General features: G+C 62.1%; 17 protein-coding genes. 12 read left to right on the plus strand and 5 right to left on the minus strand.

The features are described 5' to 3' along the window. Entirely contained in the window at nucleotides 1–1,230 is a 1,230-nt protein-coding gene (gene serA, locus BLP82_RS15120; RefSeq protein WP_025211258.1) for a phosphoglycerate dehydrogenase, read from the minus strand. Nucleotides 1,231–1,435: 205 nt separating this feature from the next. Between serA and BLP82_RS15130 the strand changes: the two genes are divergently transcribed. The 4 genes from BLP82_RS15130 (at nucleotide 1,436) to BLP82_RS15145 (ending at nucleotide 5,745) form a co-directional block, all read left to right on the plus strand. Beyond that, complete coding sequence (locus tag BLP82_RS15130; RefSeq protein ID WP_092169289.1) at nucleotides 1,436–2,830, plus strand: FAD-binding oxidoreductase; 1,395 nt, start codon at nucleotides 1,436–1,438, stop codon at nucleotides 2,828–2,830. A 41-nt stretch (nucleotides 2,831–2,871) separates the two neighbouring features. Further along, nucleotides 2,872–3,537, plus strand: a complete 666-nt coding sequence (locus tag BLP82_RS15135) for a fumarylacetoacetate hydrolase family protein (protein ID WP_092169292.1) — start codon at nucleotides 2,872–2,874, stop codon at nucleotides 3,535–3,537. Nucleotides 3,538–3,776: 239 nt separating this feature from the next. Beyond that, nucleotides 3,777–4,706 carry an SdiA-regulated domain-containing protein gene (locus BLP82_RS15140; RefSeq protein ID WP_092169295.1) on the plus strand — a complete coding sequence of 310 codons (930 nt, stop codon included), beginning with the start codon at nucleotides 3,777–3,779 and terminating at the stop codon, nucleotides 4,704–4,706. A 121-nt stretch (nucleotides 4,707–4,827) separates the two neighbouring features. Then, a complete protein-coding gene (locus tag BLP82_RS15145) occupies nucleotides 4,828–5,745 on the plus strand; it encodes an SdiA-regulated domain-containing protein (protein ID WP_092169298.1) in 918 nt (305 codons plus the stop codon). A gap of 173 nt (nucleotides 5,746–5,918) precedes the next feature. On the opposite strand, the gene rpiA is transcribed toward BLP82_RS15145, so the two are convergent. Continuing rightward, nucleotides 5,919–6,590: a ribose-5-phosphate isomerase RpiA gene (rpiA, locus tag BLP82_RS15150; RefSeq protein WP_092169301.1), complete on the minus strand. Its 672-nt coding sequence runs from the start codon at nucleotides 6,588–6,590 to the stop codon at nucleotides 5,919–5,921. Between the two features lie 159 nt (nucleotides 6,591–6,749). Here rpiA and ilvA point away from each other — a divergent pair, with 159 nt between their 5' ends. Beyond that, the gene (gene ilvA, locus BLP82_RS15155; protein WP_092169304.1) at nucleotides 6,750–8,264 is read left to right on the plus strand and encodes a threonine ammonia-lyase, biosynthetic; all 1,515 of its coding nucleotides are present in this window, start codon (nucleotides 6,750–6,752) and stop codon (nucleotides 8,262–8,264) included. A gap of 47 nt (nucleotides 8,265–8,311) precedes the next feature. Further along, nucleotides 8,312–8,740 carry a DUF2269 family protein gene (locus BLP82_RS15160; RefSeq protein ID WP_092169307.1) on the plus strand — a complete coding sequence of 143 codons (429 nt, stop codon included), beginning with the start codon at nucleotides 8,312–8,314 and terminating at the stop codon, nucleotides 8,738–8,740. 105 nt (nucleotides 8,741–8,845) lie between these two features. Here the strand turns inward: BLP82_RS15160 and BLP82_RS15165 are convergent, their stop codons facing one another. Then, nucleotides 8,846–9,502, minus strand: a complete 657-nt coding sequence (locus tag BLP82_RS15165; protein WP_092169310.1) for a histidinol-phosphatase — start codon at nucleotides 9,500–9,502, stop codon at nucleotides 8,846–8,848. A 143-nt stretch (nucleotides 9,503–9,645) separates the two neighbouring features. Between BLP82_RS15165 and BLP82_RS15170 the strand changes: the two genes are divergently transcribed. Further along, complete coding sequence (locus BLP82_RS15170; protein ID WP_003186867.1) at nucleotides 9,646–10,125, plus strand: RNA pyrophosphohydrolase; 480 nt, start codon at nucleotides 9,646–9,648, stop codon at nucleotides 10,123–10,125. A gap of 22 nt (nucleotides 10,126–10,147) precedes the next feature. Further along, nucleotides 10,148–12,427, plus strand: coding sequence for a phosphoenolpyruvate--protein phosphotransferase (ptsP, locus tag BLP82_RS15175; protein WP_092169313.1), 2,280 nt, complete (start codon nucleotides 10,148–10,150; stop codon nucleotides 12,425–12,427). A 152-nt stretch (nucleotides 12,428–12,579) separates the two neighbouring features. On the opposite strand, the gene BLP82_RS15180 is transcribed toward ptsP, so the two are convergent. Continuing rightward, nucleotides 12,580–13,326 carry an NRDE family protein gene (locus BLP82_RS15180; protein WP_092169316.1) on the minus strand — a complete coding sequence of 249 codons (747 nt, stop codon included), beginning with the start codon at nucleotides 13,324–13,326 and terminating at the stop codon, nucleotides 12,580–12,582. A gap of 307 nt (nucleotides 13,327–13,633) precedes the next feature. Here BLP82_RS15180 and BLP82_RS15185 point away from each other — a divergent pair, with 307 nt between their 5' ends. The 3 genes from BLP82_RS15185 to BLP82_RS15195 all read left to right on the plus strand — a co-directional run bounded on the left by BLP82_RS15185 (nucleotide 13,634) and on the right by BLP82_RS15195 (nucleotide 16,315). After that, nucleotides 13,634–14,416, plus strand: a complete 783-nt coding sequence (locus tag BLP82_RS15185) for a sulfite exporter TauE/SafE family protein (RefSeq protein ID WP_092169414.1) — start codon at nucleotides 13,634–13,636, stop codon at nucleotides 14,414–14,416. Nucleotides 14,417–14,484: 68 nt separating this feature from the next. Beyond that, nucleotides 14,485–15,294 carry a prolipoprotein diacylglyceryl transferase gene (gene lgt / locus BLP82_RS15190; RefSeq protein ID WP_092169319.1) on the plus strand — a complete coding sequence of 270 codons (810 nt, stop codon included), beginning with the start codon at nucleotides 14,485–14,487 and terminating at the stop codon, nucleotides 15,292–15,294. Between the two features lie 49 nt (nucleotides 15,295–15,343). Then, complete coding sequence (locus BLP82_RS15195; protein WP_092169322.1) at nucleotides 15,344–16,315, plus strand: thymidylate synthase; 972 nt, start codon at nucleotides 15,344–15,346, stop codon at nucleotides 16,313–16,315. A 129-nt stretch (nucleotides 16,316–16,444) separates the two neighbouring features. Here BLP82_RS15195 and cadR read toward each other — a convergent pair whose 3' ends face one another. Next, nucleotides 16,445–16,891 carry a Cd(II)/Pb(II)-responsive transcriptional regulator gene (cadR, locus tag BLP82_RS15200; RefSeq protein ID WP_003196623.1) on the minus strand — a complete coding sequence of 149 codons (447 nt, stop codon included), beginning with the start codon at nucleotides 16,889–16,891 and terminating at the stop codon, nucleotides 16,445–16,447. 86 nt (nucleotides 16,892–16,977) lie between these two features. Here cadR and BLP82_RS15205 point away from each other — a divergent pair, with 86 nt between their 5' ends. Further along, complete coding sequence (locus tag BLP82_RS15205) at nucleotides 16,978–19,197, plus strand: heavy metal translocating P-type ATPase (protein ID WP_092169325.1); 2,220 nt, start codon at nucleotides 16,978–16,980, stop codon at nucleotides 19,195–19,197. Nucleotides 19,198–19,349: the final 152 nt, after the last annotated feature.

A 19,349-nucleotide genomic window follows, 5' to 3' on the forward strand; every position in this document is an offset into this window, starting at 1 on the left:
TTAGAACAACACGCGGCAACGAATCGTGCCATTGATGTGCTGCAGCTTCTCTTGCGCCAGGTCCGAGTATTCGGCGTCGACGTCGATCACGACGTAGCCGACTTTCTCGTTGGTCTGCAGGAACTGACCGGAAATGTTGATGCCGTTTTCGGCGAAGACCTTGTTGATCTCGCTCATCACACCCGGGATGTTCTCGTGGATGTGCAGCAGGCGATGCTTGCCAGGGTGGGCCGGCAAGGCCACTTCCGGGAAGTTCACCGACGATACAGACGTACCGTTGTCGCTGTACTTGACCAGCTTCTCCGCCACTTCCAGGCCGATGTTGGCTTGGGCTTCAGCGGTGGAACCGCCGATGTGCGGGGTCAGGATCACGTTGTCCAGGCCACGCAGCGGGCTTTCGAAGATGTCGTCGTTGGAACGTGGCTCCACCGGGAACACGTCGATGGCGGCGCCGATCAGGTGCTTGTCCTTGATCGCTTCGGCCAGGGCGTCGAGCTTGACCACGGTGCCACGCGCGGCGTTGATCAGGATCCCGCCCTTCTTGATGGCACGGATTTCCTTCTCGCCGATCATCCACTGGGTGGCGGCGGTTTCCGGCACGTGCAGGGTCACGATGTCGGACATGCCCAGCAACTCGTGCAAGTCGTTGACCTGGGTGGCGTTGCCCAGGGGCAGCTTGGTCACGGTGTCGTAGAAGAACACTTGCATGCCCAGGCCTTCAGCCAGTACCGACAACTGCGTGCCGATCGAACCGTAGCCGACGATACCCAGCTTCTTGCCGCGGATTTCGAAGGAGTTGGCCGCGCTCTTGATCCAGCCACCACGGTGGCAGGAAGCGTTCTTCTCAGGGATGCCGCGCAGCAGCAGGATCGCTTCGGCCAGCACCAGTTCGGCGACGGAACGGGTGTTGGAGTACGGCGCGTTGAACACCGCGATACCGCGCTCGCGAGCCGCGTTGAGGTCAACCTGGTTGGTGCCGATGCAGAAGCAGCCGACCGCCACCAGTTTCTTGGCGTGGTCGAAGATCTCTTCGGTCAGTTGAGTACGGGAGCGAATGCCGATGAAGTGAGCATCGGCGATCTTTTCCTTGAGCTGGGCTTCCGGCAGAGAACTGGTGATGTACTCGATGCTGGTGTAGCCCGCCGACTTGAGGACGTCGACAGCCGATTGGTGGACGCCTTCGAGAAGAAGGAACTTGATCTTGCTCTTATCGAGAGAAGTCTTGCTCATCTGCGTAAACCTGTGTCCCGGAGAAAAATGGCAGGGAATCGGACAGCGCATGCTGGCCCGACCGGCGTGACAGCCGTCGCCGCAGAACAGCCGTTGGGCACTACGCTGCGGGGTCGGTATGCTAGCATACGCACCCCGCTAAACACTCATTCCTGCGACGTGAAGCGTTCTCAGGATGACCATGAATTGTTCGAGAGTTCTGTCGATGACCCATCCTGCCGTGATAGATGAGCTGAAGACCCTGGTTGAGCCTGGCAAGGTCCTGACCGATGCCGACTCCCTGAACGCTTACGGCAAGGATTGGACCAAGCACTTCGCCCCGGCGCCTTCGGCCATTGTCTTTCCCAAGACCACCGAACAGGTCCAGGCCATCGTGCGCTGGGCCAATGCGCACAAAATCGCGCTGGTGCCATCGGGCGGGCGCACCGGGCTGTCCGCCGCGGCCGTGGCCGCCAACGGCGAAGTGGTGGTGTCGTTCGACTACATGAACCAGATTCTCGACGTGAACCTGACCGACCGTACCGCCGTGTGCCAGCCGGGCGTGGTCACCGAACAGCTGCAGAACCAGGCCGAGGAACATGGCCTGTACTACCCGGTGGACTTCGCCTCGGCCGGCTCCAGCCAGATTGGCGGCAATATCGGCACCAATGCCGGCGGCATCAAGGTCATTCGCTACGGCATGACTCGCAACTGGGTGGCGGGCATGAAGGTCGTCACCGGCAAGGGCGATTTGCTGGAGCTGAACAAGGACCTGATCAAGAACGCCACCGGCTACGACTTGCGACAGCTGTTCATCGGCGCCGAGGGCACCCTGGGCTTCGTGGTCGAGGCCACCATGCGCCTGGACCGCGCGCCGAAAAACCTCACCGCCATGGTGCTCGGCACCCCGGACTTCGACTCGATCATGCCGGTGCTACACGCTTTCCAAGGCAAGCTGGACCTGACCGCCTTCGAATTCTTCTCCGACAAGGCCCTGGCCAAGGTCCTCGGTCGTGGCGACGTTCCGGCACCGTTCGAAACCGACTGCCCGTTCTACGCCCTGCTGGAATTCGAAGCCACCACCGAAGAGGTCGCCAACCACGCCCTGGAAACCTTCGAGCACTGCGTGGAACAAGGCTGGGTGCTGGACGGCGTGATGAGCCAGAGCGAAACCCAACTGCAGAACCTGTGGAAGCTGCGCGAGTACATCTCCGAAACCATTTCCCACTGGACGCCGTACAAGAACGACATTTCGGTGACTGTCTCGAAAGTCCCGGACTTCTTGCAAGAAATCGACGCGATCGTCGGTGAACACTACCCGGATTTCGAAATCGTCTGGTTCGGCCACATCGGCGACGGCAACCTGCACTTGAATATCCTCAAGCCGGAAAACCTCAGCAAGGATGAGTTTTTCGCCAAGTGCGCGACCGTGAACAAATGGGTCTTTGAAACCGTCGAGAAGTACAACGGCTCGATTTCCGCCGAACACGGCGTGGGCATGACCAAGCGCGACTACCTGACCTATAGTCGTTCGCCGGTAGAAATCGAATACATGAAAGCCGTGAAGGCCGTCTTCGACCCGAACGGCATCATGAACCCGGGCAAGATTTTCCCGATTTGATACCTAAAACACCTGATGAACCCCAGAAGCAGGAGTCGGTAATGAGCTATCAGCACCAGTATGTCGACGGTACACGTATTCATTTCCCGGTGGGGAAAGTGGTGTGCATTGGCCGTAACTACGCCGAACATGCAAAGGAACTGGACAACCCGGTGCCCACCGAACCCTTGCTGTTCATCAAGCCGGGCAGTTGCGTGGTGCCACTGGAAGGCGGCTTCAGCATTCCTGCCGACCGTGGCTCGGTGCACTACGAGGCGGAAATCGCCGTACTGATCGGCAAGCCGCTGTCCACCAAGCCCAGCGCTGAAGAAGTACTGGACGCGATCTCCGGCTTCGCCCCGGCCCTGGACCTGACCCTGCGGGACAAACAGGCCGAGCTCAAGGCCAAGGGCCTGCCCTGGGAGATTGCCAAGTCCTTTGACGGCGCGGCGGTGATTGCCCCGTTTGTTTCGAACGCCACATTTGCCGACCTGACCGACATTCCCGTGCGCTTGACCATCAACGGTGAAGTGCGCCAGGACGGCAACAGCAGCCTGATGCTCAACCCCATCGTGCCGATGATCCAATACATGGCCGGTTGCTTCTCGCTGCAGGCCGGCGACGTGATCCTCACCGGCACCCCGGCGGGCGTCGGGCCGCTGAATGCGGGCGATGAACTGATCCTGGAACTGCCAGGGGCGTGCCGCTTCGAAAGCAGCGTTCGCTAACCCGGTTCTGTGACCGCTGGAAATTGTGTGGGAGCGGGCTTGCTCGCGAAGGCGGTATAACGGTCGACATAGGTGTTGAACCTGACGGCCCCTTCGCGAGCAAGCCCGCTCCCACAGACACCCAGCTTTCCGAACCCAAGGTTTTACCGTTTTTTTCACATGCCATCTGGATAATTCCGGGGAATGCGGCATCTGAGCCAGCCACTCCCCTAGCCGAATTTTCTGGAACGCATTCCCCGATGGCCAAAACCCAAGCACTGTCTGCCAAACCTGCCCGCCGCTCGCGCTTCGCCCTGCCCTGGTATGCCTGGTCGCTGCTGGCGGTGGCCGCAGCCTATGGCCTGGCGGTTGCGATGCATTGGGACGACCGTGGCCTGCTTTGGCTATCGGAACACTTCCAGAGCCCGGCCCAGCGCCAGGAAAGCATCTGGTTGCCGGACTACCACGTCGTGATCGACGCCAAACCGCTACCGGACATGGAGAAGGACGAGGCGTCCGATGTGGCCTACAACCCACAGACCAAGACCCTGTTCGCGGTCATGGGCAAGAACCCGTTCCTGGTGGAACTGACCCTGCAGGGCGACGTGCTGCGCAAGATGCCTTTGGTGGGCTGGAACAACCCCGAAGGCGTGACCTGCATGACCAATGGCCTGTTGGCGATTACCGACGAGCGCAATCACATGCTGTCGATCGTCCAGGTGGATGCCAACACCCGCGAACTGAACAGCACTGACTTTCCTCACTATGACCTGGGCGCCTCGCAGAACCAGAACAAAGGGTTCGAAGCGATCGCCTGGGACCCGCGCAACCAGCAACTGGTGCTCGGCGAAGAGCGCCCGCCGGCACTGTTCACCTGGAAAAGCGATGGCAGCCAACTGCTCAAGGGCGACAAGCAGATCCATGTCAACAATGAACTGGACCTGCGCAACCTCTCGGCATTGGCGATCGACCCGCGCACCGGCCATACGCTGGTGCTTTCGGCCGACTCCCACCTGCTGCTGGAACTGGACGAAAAAGGCGAGCAAGTCAGCTTCATGACCTTGCTGGGTGGCTTCAACGGCCTGAGAGACACGATCCCGCGCGCCGAAGGCGTCACCATCGACGATGCCGGCAACCTGTACATAGTCAGCGAGCCGAATCTGTTCTATCGTTTCGAAAAGCAGCGCTGACAGCGCTAACTCTGTAGGATAAGTTCCCTTTCGTTGTAGGGTGTGGCACACCGCCATTAAGTTTCAGTTCAGGCAACCGTGGTATTTCCACCCACCTGTTCTCATCCGAGCCCACCCCAACATGCGTCGACTCGCCCGTCCCAAACCCTTAATCCTGATATTGCTGACACTGGCGCTGATCCTCCTGATCGCCGTCGGTCAACACCTGCGCCTGTTCGAGCGCGCCTGGTTCAACCTCAACACCTATTGGAAACCCACCAGCGAAGAGACCATCGCCCTGGACCAATACCGGGTCACAGTGGAGGCGCAGGTGATCGACGGCCTGGACGATGACGTTTCCGCGCTGACGTTCGATCCGGTCCGCAAGAGCCTGTTTACCGTGACCAATAAAAACGCCGAGCTGATCGAGCTGTCGCTGGACGGCAAGATTTTGCGGCGCATCGCCCTGATCGGCTTCGGCGATCCGGAGGCGGTGGAATTCATCAGCGAAGACACCTACGTCGTCTCCGACGAACGCCAGCAGCGGCTGATCAAGATCCACCTGGAAGACGATACCCAGTTTCTTGACGCGGCCGATGCCGAGCAAATGAGCCTCGGCGTGCACATGAGCAGCAACAAGGGGTTCGAAGGGCTGGCCTACGACTCGGTGGGCAAACGCCTGTTCGTGGCCAAGGAACGCGACCCGATGCTGATTTATGAAGTGCATGGGTTTCCCCACCACAATCCGGAAAAGTCCTACGCGGTCCATGTGATCAACAACCCCAAGCGCGATGCGGGGTTGTTCGTGCGTGACCTTTCAAGCCTGCAATACGATGAACGCAGCGGCCACTTGCTGGCGCTGTCCGATGAATCGCGGCTGATTATCGAATTGGATATCGACGGCCGGCCATTGAGCACGCTGTCGTTGAGCAAGGGTGGCCAGGGCCTGCAAAAAACCGTGCCCCAGGCCGAAGGCCTGGCCATGGACGACGATGGCAACCTGTATCTGGTGAGCGAGCCGAATCTGTTCTATGTGTTCAAGAAGCCGCAGCCCGAATGAAGGAATCAAAAATCCTGTGGCGAGGGGATTTATCCCCGCTGGGCTGCGTAGCAGCCCCCAAAGGCAATGAGCTCGATCTATCTGGCACAGCGATTAATTCAGGTTTTAGGGCTGCTTCGCAGCCCAACGGGGATAAATCCCCTCGCCACAAGAGTGCCAGTCACAAGATCGGATCAAGCCTTGAGGGTCTTCACCCCGTCAGCAGTTCCCAGCAACAACACATCCGCCGGACGCGCCGCGAACAAACCATTGGTGACCACGCCAACGATGGCGTTGATCTGGCTTTCCAGCTCCACCGGGTTGGTAATCTGCAGGTTGTGCACGTCCAGGATGATATTGCCGTTATCGGTCAGCACGCCTTCGCGGTACACCGGGTCACCGCCCAGCTTCACCAGTTGCCGGGCCACGTGGCTGCGGGCCATGGGAATGACTTCCACCGGCAATGGGAACGCGCCCAGCACCGGCACCAGTTTGCTGGCATCGGCAATGCAGATGAAGGTCTTGGCCACCGCCGCGACGATCTTCTCGCGGGTCAAGGCCGCGCCGCCGCCCTTGATCAGGTTCAGGTGCGCGTCGCTTTCGTCGGCGCCGTCGATGTAGAACTCCAGGTCACTGACGGTATTGAGCTCGTACACCGGGATCCCGTGGCCCTTGAGGCGCGCGGCAGTCGCTTCAGAGCTGGCGACCGCGCCGTCGAACGCGCCCTTGTGTTGCGCCAGCGCATCGATGAAGCAATTGGCCGTGGAGCCGGTGCCGACCCCGACGACGCTCTTGTCATCCAGTTTCGGGAGGATGAGGTCGACGGCGGCCTGGGCCACGGCCTGTTTGAGTTGATCCTGGGTCATGCGGGCTCCGAAGGTGCCGAGAGGGAACGAAAGGCCGGCATTATAGGCGCCGCAAGAGCCTCGGTCATCGCCTGATTGAACGCAGATCCCTGTGGTCGCCCGGCCAAAAGCCGGGTTAGACTCCTTGGCCCTGCCCAACCCGCTCAGTGATGCTTTCCGATGCTTGAACAGTACGTCAAAAAGATCCTCACCTCGCGCGTTTACGACGTTGCCGTAGAAACCCCGCTGCAGACCGCTCGCCAGCTCTCCGAGCGGCTGGGCAACAGCATTTTGCTCAAGCGTGAAGACTTGCAGCCGGTGTTCTCGTTCAAGATTCGCGGGGCCTACAACAAGCTGACCCAGCTCAGCGACGAAGAACGCGCCCGCGGCGTGGTCACGGCTTCGGCGGGCAACCACGCCCAGGGCCTGGCCCTGGCGGCCAAGGTGCTGGGAGTCAAGGCCACCATCGTGATGCCCAAGACCACCCCGGAAATCAAGGTCGAAGGCGTGCGCTCCCGTGGCGGCAAAGTGGTGCTGCACGGCGATTCGTTCCCCGAAGCCCTGGCCTATTCGCTGAAACTGGTGGACGAAAAGGGCTACGTCTACATCCACCCGTATGACGATCCCCACACCATTGCCGGGCAGGGCACGGTGGCGATGGAGATCCTGCGCCAGCACCCTGGGCGCCTGGATGCGATTTTCGTCCCGGTGGGCGGTGGCGGGCTGATTGCCGGGATCGCGGCCTACGTGAAATACCTGCGCCCGGACATCAAGATCATCGGCGTCGAACCGGACGACTCCAATTGCCTGCAAGCGGCCATGGCCGCGGGCGAGCGCGTGGTGCTGCCGACCGTGGGGCTGTTCGCCGACGGCGTTGCCGTGGCGCAGATCGGCCAGCACACCTTTGATATCTGCAAGCACCACGTGGACGAAGTGATCACCGTCAGTACCGACGAGATCTGCGCCGCAATCAAGGATATCTACGACGATACCCGCTCGATCACCGAACCTTCCGGCGCCCTGGGCGTGGCCGGGATCAAGAAATACGTCGAGTCACGGGGCATCAGCGGCCAGACCCTGGTGGCCATCGACTCCGGTGCCAACGTCAACTTCGACCGCTTGCGCCACGTCGCCGAGCGCGCCGAGCTGGGCGAAGGTCGCGAAGCGATCATCGCCGTGACCATCCCCGAGAAGCCGGGCAGCTTCAAGGCGTTCTGCGAAGCCGTCGGCAAGCGCCAGATCACCGAATTCAACTATCGCTACAACACCGGCAGTGAAGCGCACATTTTCGTCGGCGTGCAGACCCACCCGGAAAACGACCCGCGCAGCGCGCTGATCGCCAGCCTGACCGAACAAGGCTTCCCGGTGCTGGACCTGACCGACAATGAGCTGGCCAAGTTGCACATCCGCCACATGGTCGGCGGGCATGCGGCCCATGTCATCGATGAGGTGGTGCTGCGCTTCGAATTCCCGGAGCGCCCGGGCGCGCTGTTCAACTTTCTCAACAAGCTGGGTGGGCGCTGGAATATCTCGATGTTCCACTACCGCAACCATGGCGCCGCGGACGGCCGCGTGGTCGCGGGGCTGCAAGTGCCTCACGATGAACGCCACCTGGTGCCGGCGGCCCTGGAAGAAATCGGCTATCCGTACTGGGATGAAAGTGACAACCCGGCGTATCAGCTGTTCCTGGGGTGAACCCTACAGAGGCTAAGCTGTTGAGCACGTCATAAGGAAATCGAACGATGGAAACGTTAACCGCGCTGAAAATCGCTCACGTCGTCGCCACGGTGTTGCTGTTGGCTGGCGCCCTGGGGCTGGCCGTCTGGGTCTGGCGCACGCGACGCAACGGCGATGCCACGGCGGGCGCGCGCACGCTGCAACGGCCGCGACTGTTCGTCTGGCTGGTGATGATCCTGGCACTGGCGAGCCTACCGTTCACCGGATGGTGGATGGTTCATCAAGTCGGCTGGCCACTGGGCCAGACCTGGCTGCTGGCTTCCAGCGTGCTCTACACCTTGGCGGCGCTGGCGGGGTTCTGGCTGGTGGTGCGGCTGAACAGACTGCGCAAGCTGCCGTCGGCGGGCAACGGCAAATTCACCTTGGCCCTGGCGCTGTTCAGTGTTGTCTGCTTTGTCGCCATTGCGGGGTTGATGGGGGCCAAGCCGGTTTAAGGCTCTGGACCGTGTCGCTTTCATCGCGAGCAAGCTCGCTCCCACAGAGGTTGCATGATCGACGCCAATCCCCTGTGGGAGCGAGCTTGCTCGCGATAGCCCTTTTCAGCCGCGCAACGAAATCACCGGCCAACCCCGCCTCTCGGCCTCGGCCCGAAGATTCGGATCCGGATCCACCGCCACCGGGTGCGTCACCACCTCCAGCAGCGCCAGATCGTTCATCGAATCGCTATAAAAGTAGCTGCCATCCAGCGAATGCCCAGTCTCTTCCAGCCAACGGTTCAACCGAGTCACCTTGCCCTCGCGAAAACACGGGATGTCGGTGCTGCGGCCGCTGTAGCGCCCGTCGACCATCTCGCATTCGGTGGCGATCAGGGTTTCGACGCCCAGGCGCTCGGCAATCGGCGCGGTGACGAAGCGGTTGGTGGCGGTAATGATCACCAGCTTGTCGCCAGCGTCGCGGTGTTTTTCCAGCAGTTCGATGGCCTGGGGCAATACGATCGGCTCGATGCAGTCGCGCATGTAGTCCTGGTGCCACTGGGCCAGCACGTGCATTTCGGTACGGCCGAGGATTTCCAGGCAAAAATTCAGGTACTCGGCGTTGTCGAGCTTGCCGGCCAGGTAATCCTCGTAGAACGCGTCGTTGCGTGCCTTGTACGTGACAGCGTCCAGAAAACCGCGCTCACACAGGTAATCGCCCCACGCGTGGTCGCTGTCGCCGCCCAGCAATGTGTTATCCAAGTCGAATAAAGCCAGCCGCATTGCAGTTACTCGCTGAAAAATCTGAAGAAAGGCGTCCAGAATACGGACTTTTCACAAGAGTGCACATAAGCTAGGGGCGCTCGTTGCTGCTTTCACAACCTTTGTGGAACAATGCGGCGACATGCGTTTGCGAGGTTGTTGCCGTGATCGATCCCGATGGTTTCCGTCCCAATGTGGGGATCATTCTTACGAATGATGCTGGGCAGGTGCTATGGGCTCGCCGTATCAATCAAGACGCCTGGCAGTTTCCCCAGGGTGGGATCAACCCCCAGGAGACGCCGGAAGAGGCCTTGTACCGCGAGTTGAACGAAGAAGTGGGGCTTGAGCGAGAAGATGTCGAAATACTCGCCTGCACCCGAGGCTGGTTGCGCTATCGTTTGCCGCAACGCCTGGTCCGCACGCACAGCCAACCGCTGTGCATCGGCCAGAAGCAGAAATGGTTTCTCCTGCGCCTGATCTCCAACGAGCAGCGGGTGCGGATGGATTTGACCGGTAAACCGGAGTTCGATGGCTGGCGCTGGGTCAGCTATTGGTATCCGTTGGGCCAGGTGGTGACATTCAAGCGCGAAGTGTATCGACGCGCTCTCAAAGAGCTTGCCCCGCGCCTGCTGACGCGCGACTGACGACGGAGTTCGACCCCGAGCCATGCTCAATACGCTGCGCAAGATCGTCCAGGAAGTTAACTCCGCCAAGGATCTCAAGGCGGCGTTGGGGATTATTGTATTGCGCGTCAAAGAGGCCATGGGCAGCCAGGTCTGCTCGGTCTACCTGCTGGACCCCGAGACCAACCGTTTCGTGCTGATGGCCACCGAGGGCTTGAACAAGCGCTCCATTGGCAAGGTCAGCATGGCCCCCAATGAAGGCCTGGTCGGCCTGGTCGGCACGCGCGAAGAACCCCTGAACCTCGAAAACGCCGCGGATCACCCGCGCTATCGCTACTTTGCCGAAACGGGCGAAGAGCGTTATGCCTCGTTCCTCGGCGCACCGATCATCCACCACCGCCGCGTCGTCGGCGTGTTGGTCATCCAGCAAAAAGAGCGCCGCCAGTTCGACGAAGGTGAAGAAGCCTTCCTCGTGACCATGAGCGCGCAACTGGCCGGCGTTATCGCCCACGCCGAGGCCACCGGCTCGATCAGCGGCCTGGGTCGCCAGGGCAAGGGCATCCAGGAAGCCAAGTTCGTCGGCGTGCCGGGTTCGCCGGGCGCGGCGGTGGGCACGGCCGTGGTCATGTTGCCACCCGCCGACCTCGACGTGGTGCCGGACAAGACCATCACCGACATCAACGCCGAGCTGGGCCTGTTCAAGACCGCCATCGAAGGCGTGCGGGCCGACATGCGGGCCCTGTCGGCCAAGCTGGCGACGCAGCTGCGCCCTGAAGAGCGCGCGCTGTTCGACGTTTACCTGATGATGCTCGACGATGCCTCCCTGGGCAGCGAAGTGACCACCATCATCAAGACCGGCCAATGGGCCCAGGGCGCGCTGCGCCAGGTGGTGACCGACCACGTCAACCGCTTCGAACTGATGGACGACGCCTACCTGCGCGAGCGGGCCTCGGACGTCAAGGACCTTGGCCGCCGGTTGCTGGCCTACTTGCAGCAGGAGCGCCAGCAGACCCTGGTCTACCCCGACAACACCATCCTGGTCAGTGAAGAGCTGACCCCGGCCATGCTCGGCGAAGTGCCTGAAGGCAAGCTGGCGGGGCTGGTCTCGGTATTGGGCTCGGGCAACTCCCACGTGGCGATCCTGGCCCGGGCCATGGGCATTCCGACGGTGATGGGCCTGGTGGACCTGCCGTATTCCAAGGTCGACGGCATCCAGATGATCGTCGATGGCTACCACGGCGAGGTCTACACCAACCCCAGCGACGTGCTGCGCAAGCAGTTTGCCGATGTGGTGGAGGAAGAAAAGCAACTGTCCCTGGGACTGGATGCGCTGCGGGACCTGCCGTGCGTGACCCTCGACGGCCACCGCATGCCCTTGTGGGTCAACACCGGCCTGCTGGCCGACGTGGCCCGGGCGCAGAAGCGTGGGGCCGAGGGTGTGGGCCTGTACCGCACCGAAGTGCCGTTCATGATCAACCAGCGCTTCCCCAGCGAAAAGGAACAGCTGGCGATCTACCGCGAACAACTGGCCGCGTTCCACCCGCAACCGGTGACCATGCGCAGCCTGGACATCGGCGGCGACAAGTCCCTGTCCTACTTCCCGATCAAGGAAGACAACCCGTTCCTCGGCTGGCGCGGCATCCGCGTGACGCTCGACCACCCGGAAATCTTCCTGGTCCAGGCCCGCGCCATGCTCAAGGCCAGCGAGGGCCTGAACAACCTGCGCATCCTGTTGCCGATGATCTCCGGCACCCATGAACTGGAAGAAGCCCTGCACCTGATCCACCGGGCCTGGGGCGAAGTGCGCGACGAAGGCACCGATGTGCCGATGCCACCGGTGGGGGTTATGATCGAGATCCCGGCGGCGGTGTACCAGACCAAGGAACTGGCCCGGCAGGTGGACTTCCTCTCGGTAGGCTCCAACGACCTGACCCAGTACCTGTTGGCCGTGGACCGTAACAACCCACGGGTCGCCGACCTGTACGACTACCTGCACCCGGCGGTGCTGCAAGCCCTGCAGAACGTGGTGCGTGACGCCCATGCCGAAGGCAAGCCGGTGAGCATCTGCGGCGAGATGGCCGGCGACCCGGCGGCCGCGGTGCTGCTGATGGCGATGGGGTTCGACAGCCTGTCGATGAACGCCACCAACCTGCCGAAAGTGAAGTGGATGCTGCGCCAGATCAACCTCAGCAAGGCCCAGGAATTGCTGGCGGAAGTGATGACCATCGACAACCCGCAGGTGATCCACAGCTCCCTGCAACTGGCGCTGAAGAACCTTGGGTTGGCGCGGATGATCAATCCGGCTTCGAACAAGACGCTCTAACGAGCATCTGTGTGGCGAGGGAGCTTGCTCCCGTTAGGCTCTGTAGGAGCTGGCGAAGCCTGCGATCTTTTGATTTTTTTCACTTGAGACTCAAGTGCCAGGGGAAAGATCGCAGCCTCGCTTCGCTCGGCAGCTCCTACAGCACGAATCCTTCAGATTTGCAGCTCCACCTCCCCCAAATGCCCCCCATGGGGCCCGAAACTGCGTTCGACCATCTGCCGCGTCCCATCGGCATGGACAATCAGCGCCGTACTCGCCCGCGTCCCGTAGGCCGGGCTGGCAATGAACACACTCGATAGCAACATCTCGGTCGCCAGGCCCACGCCCGTGTCTGGCAGTTCCGCCACCGGCGCAGGTTGTGGGTCGTTCAGCAGTGCCAACAAGGCCTGGGGCTGCGGATCGTCCAGTACCTCGCCCAGGGCCGCCCGGGCCTTGAGCAATTTGGGCCATGGCGTGTTCAGCCCAGCGTTCGACAAACCATAGACGCCCTCAGCCAACTGCTGGGGCTGGGTATCGCGGGCGTTGTGGTGCCAAAGCTCGGTGCCATCGCCGAGCAGCAGGTTGAAACCACCATACTCGTTGGCGCGGGGCACGATTTCGCTGAGGTAATCGGCAATCGACAGATGCCCGGTCAAGAACCGCGCGACCAGCTCACCGCGCGACTTGAAGGCCGGCAACTGGCCCGGGTCACGGATATTGGTCAGGGCGGCAAAACGACCTTCGGCGCCAATGCCGAGCCAGGTGCCACCGGCTTCGAGATCGCGCCCGGCATGGACATGGGGAGCGTCAGGCCATTGGGCCAGGGGCAAGGTCGGCCGGGCGTAGAATTCGTCGCGGTTGGCCGCCACGATCAGCGGTTGGGCGTGGCCGGGTCGCCAGGCAAATACGATCAGGCACATCAGGTCGTCCTGTTAAAAAATGAACCTAACACTCCGCTTTGGTGGCGAGGGGATTTATCCCCGCCGGGCTGCGAAGTAGCCCCAAAACTATCGAATCAATCAACCTGGCAAATCTGGCTGTCAGGTTTTCAGGGCCGCTTCGCAGCCCAACGGGGATAAATCCCCTCGCCACAGAGGTTCCGCTCCAGGTCATCTGTAGGTCACTCTACCCACACATCGCCCCGGCATCCATCGCCTTCAGTGGAGCCTGGAGCCCTGGATCCGTTACCATGCCGCTCTTATTTCGGGGATGGGCGGGGAGAGTCTGGTGGAATTTGTGCTCTATCTGCTGCTTGGCGCCTGCGCGGGGGTGCTGGCCGGGCTGTTCGGCGTGGGGGGCGGGATCATCATCGTCCCGGTGCTGGTGTTCAGTTTCACCCTGCAGGGTTTCGATCCGCAGGTGTTGACGCACCTGGCCGTGGGCACGTCCTTGGCCTCGATCATCTTCACCTCGGTCAACGCCGTGCGCGAGCACCAGCGCAAAGGCGCGGTGCGCTGGCCGATTTTCGCCTGGATGACGGTGGGAATCCTGATCGGTGCCGGTTTCGGCGCGATCACCGCCGAAGCGATTTCCGGCCCGCACCTGCAAAAGATCATCGGCGTGTTCGCCCTGATCGTTGCCGTGCAACTGGCCCTGGACGTCAAGCCCAAGGCCAGCCGCACCGTACCGGGCAAGGCCGGGCTGACCGTGGCCGGCACCGTGATCGGCTGGGCCTCGGCGATTTTCGGCATCGGCGGCGGTTCGCTGACCGTGCCGTTCCTGACCTGGCGCAGCGTGCCGATGCAGCAGGCGGTCGCGACGTCATCGGCCTGCGGACTGCCCATCGCCGTGGTCAGTGCGTTAAGTTTCATGATTCTGGGCTGGCACGATCCGCTGCTGCCGGCCCATAGTCTCGGTTTTGTGTATTTGCCGGCGCTGCTGGGCATCGCCTTGACCAGCATGGTCTTCGCCCGTTTCGGCGCGCGGCTGGCCCATCGCCTGTCGCCGCGCTTGCTCAAGCGGCTGTTCGCCGCCTTACTATTCTGCGTGGGCTTGAGTTTTCTGTTCTGACGCAATCCTGGCTTAATCCCGAGGTGGCAGCGTCGCCCGGGCATTTTTGACGTTTACGAGGAATATCAATGCTGCCTTACCCGCAGATCGATCCGGTAGCCTTGGCCATCGGCCCGCTGAAAATCCACTGGTACGGCCTGATGTACCTGATCGGCATCGGCGGCGCCTGGCTGCTGGCGTCGCGCCGGCTCAACCGCTTCGACCCGACCTGGAACAAGGAAAAGCTCTCCGACCTGGTGTTCTGGTTGTCCATGGGCGTGATCGTCGGCGGACGCCTGGGCTACGTGCTGTTCTACGACCTGAGCGCGTACCTGGCCAACCCGACGCTGATCTTCGAAGTCTGGAAGGGCGGCATGTCGTTCCACGGCGGGTTCATCGGCGTGATGCTGGCGGCGTTGTGGTTCGGCAAGCGCAACAACAAGTCGTTTTTCGAGCTGATGGACTTTGTCGCGCCGATGGTGCCGATCGGCCTGGGCGCCGGGCGCATCGGCAACTTCATCAATGCCGAATTGTGGGGCAAGCCGACTGACGTGCCATGGGCGATGATCTTCCCGCCGTTCAGCGACCCGGCGCAATTACCGCGCCACCCGTCCCAGCTGTACCAGTTCGCCCTCGAGGGTGTGGCACTGTTCCTGATCCTCTGGCTGTTCTCGCGCAAGCCGCGGCCAACCATGGCGGTGTCGGGCATGTTCGCGCTGTTCTATGGCATCTTCCGTTTCATCGTTGAATTCGTCCGAGTACCGGACGCCCAGCTCGGCTACCTGGCGTGGAACTGGCTGACCATGGGCCAGGTGCTGTGCCTGCCGATGATCGTCGGTGGCCTGGCGCTGATCTGGCTGGCTTATCGTCGTGCACCGGCTGCGGCGGCCAAGGTTTAAAATTCGAACCCCGGGGCGCTGGCCCCGGGTTCAAGGACACAGGTAACCCATGAAGCAATATCTCGATCTGGTGGCCCACGTCATCAAGAACGGCACCAAGCAAGCCAACCGCACCGGTGTGAACACCATCAGCTTCCCCGGCGCCATGCTGCGCTATGACTTGCAGGACGGCTTCCCGGCCATCACCACCCGCAAGATGGCCTTCAAGTCGGCCATCGGCGAAATGTGCGGTTTTCTCCGGGGCGTGAACAATGCCGCCGAGTTCCGCGCCCTGGGCTGCAAGGTCTGGGACCAGAACGCCAACGAAAACGCCCAGTGGCTGGCCAACCCGTTCCGCCAGGGCGACGACGACCTGGGCGAGATCTACGGCGTGCAATGGCGCAAATGGCCGGCCTACAAGCAGATACCCCTGAGCAACCCGGCGGCCATCGAGCAGACGCTGGCCCAGGGTTACCGGCAGATCGCCGAAGGCGAGGAACACGGCCAGGCCTACGTGGTGCTGTACAAGGCCATCGACCAGGTGCGCCAGTGCGTCGACACCATCATCAAGGACCCGGGCAGCCGGCGTATCCTGTTCCACGGCTGGAACTGCGCCCAGCTCGATGAAATGGCCCTGCCGCCGTGCCATCTGCTCTACCAGTTCCACCCGAATGTCGAGACCAGGGAAATCTCCCTGACCCTCTACATCCGCTCCAACGACCTGGGCCTGGGCACGCCGTTCAACCTCACCGAAGGCGCCGCCCTGCTGAGCCTGATCGGTCGCCTGACCGGTTATACACCGCGCTGGTTCACCTATTTCATCGGCGATGCCCACGTCTACGAAAACCACTTGGACATGCTCAACGAACAGCTCAAGCGTGAGCCGTTCCCGATGCCGAAACTGGTGATTTCCGAACGCGTGCCGGCGTTTGCCAAGACCGGTGTCTACCAGCCGGAGTGGCTGGAGTTGGTGGAGCCGGGCGACTTCTCCCTGGAAGGCTATCAGCACCATGCGCCAATGACCGCGCCGATGGCGGTCTAAAGCTCACTGCTGATCGCTCCCACGCTCTGCGTGGGAGTGTTCCAGTGACGCTCTGCGTCACACAGGGACGCGGAGCGTCCCGGGCTGCATTCCCACGCAGAGCGTGGGAACGATCAAACACAAGGGCACTCAATGCCCATGACTACGCCCCACATGCGAATGCTCCACCTCCGGTGCCACGGCCCCGCTCACCTCCAACCGCTGCAAGATCCCGCATTGATCCAGGTCCGGCCCTTCGCCACAGCGATGGCGCAGGTCGATCAGTTGCGTCTGCAGGGCCAGCAGGCCATCGATGCGGGCCTTGACGTGCTGGATGTGTTCGTCGATCAGCGCATTGACGCTTTCGCACTGGTCCTGGGGGCTGTCGCGCAGGGCCAGGAGGCTGCGGATTTCTTCCAGGGTCATGTCCAGGGTGCGGCAGTTGCGGATGAACGTCAGCCGCTCGGCATGGGCCTGGGTATAGACGCGGTAATTGCCGTCGCTGCGGGCCGGTTCCGGCAGCAGGCCTTCGCGCTCGTAATAGCGGATGGTTTCGACCTGGCAGTCGGTGATTTTCGCCAGTTCTCCGATCTTCATGATGCGGCCTTCCAAATAGGTGCTTGACCCTATAGTGGCTACAGGGTCTTTACTGCGCAACAGGCACTTTTCACGGACGTCACCCGATGAGCGATTCCCTTCACACCCACAAACCCGGCCACGGCCATGACCACGGGCATTCCTGCTGCGCCTCGAAAGCGGCGCCAGCGGTGGTCAACCTCGGCAAAACGCCGACGGACGGTGCGCGGCTGAGCAGTTTCCGCATCGAAGCCATGGACTGCCCCACCGAGCAGACGCTGATCCAGAACAAGCTCGGCAAGCTTGAAGGCGTGCAGCGACTGGAATTCAACCTGATCAACCGCGTGCTCGGCGTGACTCACGATTTGCCCAGCGACGCGCCGATCATCCAGGCCATCGAGTCCTTAGGGATGCAGGCCGACCCGCTGACCCCGGGCCAGAAATCGCAAACCAACGACCTGCCCGCCCCGGCCAAACCCTGGTGGCCGTTGGCGCTGTCCGGCGTGACGGCTTTGGGCGCCGAGCTGATCCATTTCACCAATGCCGCGCCCAACTGGGTGGTCGCGCTGGTGGCGTTGGTGTCGATCCTCAGCGGTGGCCTGGGCACGTACAAGAAGGGCTGGATCGCCCTGAAGAACCGCAACCTGAACATCAATGCGCTGATGAGCATCGCCGTGACCGGTGCCGTGCTGATCGGCCAATGGCCGGAAGCGGCGATGGTGATGTTCCTGTTCACCGTGGCCGAGCTGATCGAGGCCAAATCCCTGGACCGGGCGCGCAACGCCATCAGTGGCCTGATGCAGATGGCCCCGGAACAAGCCACCGTGCAACAGGCCGATGGCAGCTGGCAGGTGCAAGAGGTCAAGGCCATTGCCCTGGGCGCGCGGGTGCGGGTACGCCCCGGCGAACGCGTGGGCCTGGACGGTGACGTGGTCGCCGGCCGCTCCACCCTCGACCAGGCACCGATCACCGGCGAAAGCCTGCCGGTGGAAAAAACCGTCGGCGACAAAGTATTCGCCGGCACCATCAACCAGGCCGGCGAACTGGAATACACCGTGACCGCGGCGGCCGACCAATCCACCCTGACGCGGATCATCCACGCCGTGGAACAAGCCCAGGGCTCCCGCGCACCGACCCAGCGTTTCGTCGATCAGTTCTCGAAAATCTACACCCCGGCGGTGTTTGCCCTGGCCTTGGCCGTGGCCGTCATCCCCCCGCTGTTCATGGGCGCGGCGTGGTTCGACTGGATCTACCGGGCGCTGGTGCTGCTGGTGGTGGCCTGCCCTTGCGCACTGGTGATTTCCACCCCGGTGACCATCGTCAGCGGCCTCGCCGCCGCGGCGCGCAAAGGCATCCTGGTCAAGGGCGGCGTTTACCTGGAGGGCGGCTACAAGCTCGACTACCTGGCCTTGGACAAGACCGGCACGATCACCCACGGCAAACCGGTGCAAACCGACTACGTGGTCCTGGACCCGACGGTGCAAAGCACCGCCCCGGCCCTGGCCGCCAGCCTCGCCGCCCGTTCCGACCACCCGGTGTCCCGGGCAATTGCCAATGCGGCGGTGGATAAGCAACTGGCCCCGCAGGTTGTGGATAACTTTGAGGCGCTTGCCGGGCGCGGCGTGCGCGGCGACATCGGCGGCCAGACCTATCACTTGGGCAATCACCGCCTGGTGGAAGACCTCGGCCTGTGCTCTCCCGAGCTGGAAGAAAAACTCTTCGCCCTGGAAAAACAAGGCAAGTCGGTGGTGCTGCTGCTCGACGCTACAGGCCCCCTGGCGCTGTTTGCCGTGGCCGACACCGTAAAGGACTCCAGCCGCGAAGCCATCCGGCAATTGCACGACCTGGGCATCAAGACCCTGATGCTCACTGGCGACAACGCCCACACCGCCGAAGCAATTGCCGCGCAGGTGGGCATGGATCAGGCGCGGGGGGACTTGTTGCCGGAAGACAAGCTGCAAGCCATTGAAGCGCTGTATGCCCAAGGTCACCGCGTCGGCATGGTCGGCGACGGCATCAACGACGCCCCGGCCCTGGCCCGCTCGGAAATCGGCTTCGCCATGGCGGCGGCCGGCACCGACACGGCCATCGAGACCGCCGACGTCGCGCTGATGGACGATGATCTGCGCAAGATTCCGGCGTTCATTCGCCTGTCGCGGCAGACGTCCAGCATCCTCAAGCAAAACATTGCCCTGGCGTTGGTGATCAAGGCGATTTTCCTTGGGTTCACCTTCGCCGGGCTTGCCACCATGTGGATGGCGGTGTTTGCCGACATGGGGGTGAGTTTGTTGGTGGTGTTCAATGGGTTGCGGTTGTTGCGCAAGTAAAAAGGGCGCGCAGCCGAGACCAGACACCTAACCTGTGGCGAGGGGATTTATCCCCGCTGGGCTGCACCCCAGCCCCAAAGAGAGCAACCTCACTCAACCTGACATACCGGGCTGACAGCCTTTTGGGGCTGCTTCGCAGCCCAGCGGGGATA

It is taken from the genome of Pseudomonas sp. NFACC37-1 (assembly GCF_900101575.1).
GTDB classification, from domain to species: domain Bacteria; phylum Pseudomonadota; class Gammaproteobacteria; order Pseudomonadales; family Pseudomonadaceae; genus Aquipseudomonas; species Aquipseudomonas fluorescens_AA.

Excerpts from the sequence above, each read along its gene's own strand:
- serA (WP_025211258.1), bottom strand. The coding sequence starts at position 1,230 with ATGAGCAAGACTTCTCTCGATAAGAGCAAGATCAAGTTCCTTCTTCTC.
- BLP82_RS15130 (WP_092169289.1), top strand. The coding sequence starts at position 1,436 with ATGACCCATCCTGCCGTGATAGATGAGCTGAAGACCCTGGTTGAGCCT.
- BLP82_RS15135 (WP_092169292.1), top strand. The coding sequence starts at position 2,872 with ATGAGCTATCAGCACCAGTATGTCGACGGTACACGTATTCATTTCCCG.
- BLP82_RS15140 (WP_092169295.1), top strand. The coding sequence starts at position 3,777 with ATGGCCAAAACCCAAGCACTGTCTGCCAAACCTGCCCGCCGCTCGCGC.
- BLP82_RS15145 (WP_092169298.1), top strand. The coding sequence starts at position 4,828 with ATGCGTCGACTCGCCCGTCCCAAACCCTTAATCCTGATATTGCTGACA.
- rpiA (WP_092169301.1), bottom strand. The coding sequence starts at position 6,590 with ATGACCCAGGATCAACTCAAACAGGCCGTGGCCCAGGCCGCCGTCGAC.
- ilvA (WP_092169304.1), top strand. The coding sequence starts at position 6,750 with ATGCTTGAACAGTACGTCAAAAAGATCCTCACCTCGCGCGTTTACGAC.
- BLP82_RS15160 (WP_092169307.1), top strand. The coding sequence starts at position 8,312 with ATGGAAACGTTAACCGCGCTGAAAATCGCTCACGTCGTCGCCACGGTG.
- BLP82_RS15165 (WP_092169310.1), bottom strand. The coding sequence starts at position 9,502 with ATGCGGCTGGCTTTATTCGACTTGGATAACACATTGCTGGGCGGCGAC.
- ptsP (WP_092169313.1), top strand. The coding sequence starts at position 10,148 with ATGCTCAATACGCTGCGCAAGATCGTCCAGGAAGTTAACTCCGCCAAG.
- BLP82_RS15180 (WP_092169316.1), bottom strand. The coding sequence starts at position 13,326 with ATGTGCCTGATCGTATTTGCCTGGCGACCCGGCCACGCCCAACCGCTG.
- lgt (WP_092169319.1), top strand. The coding sequence starts at position 14,485 with ATGCTGCCTTACCCGCAGATCGATCCGGTAGCCTTGGCCATCGGCCCG.
- BLP82_RS15195 (WP_092169322.1), top strand. The coding sequence starts at position 15,344 with ATGAAGCAATATCTCGATCTGGTGGCCCACGTCATCAAGAACGGCACC.
- cadR (WP_003196623.1), bottom strand. The coding sequence starts at position 16,891 with ATGAAGATCGGAGAACTGGCGAAAATCACCGACTGCCAGGTCGAAACC.
- BLP82_RS15205 (WP_092169325.1), top strand. The coding sequence starts at position 16,978 with ATGAGCGATTCCCTTCACACCCACAAACCCGGCCACGGCCATGACCAC.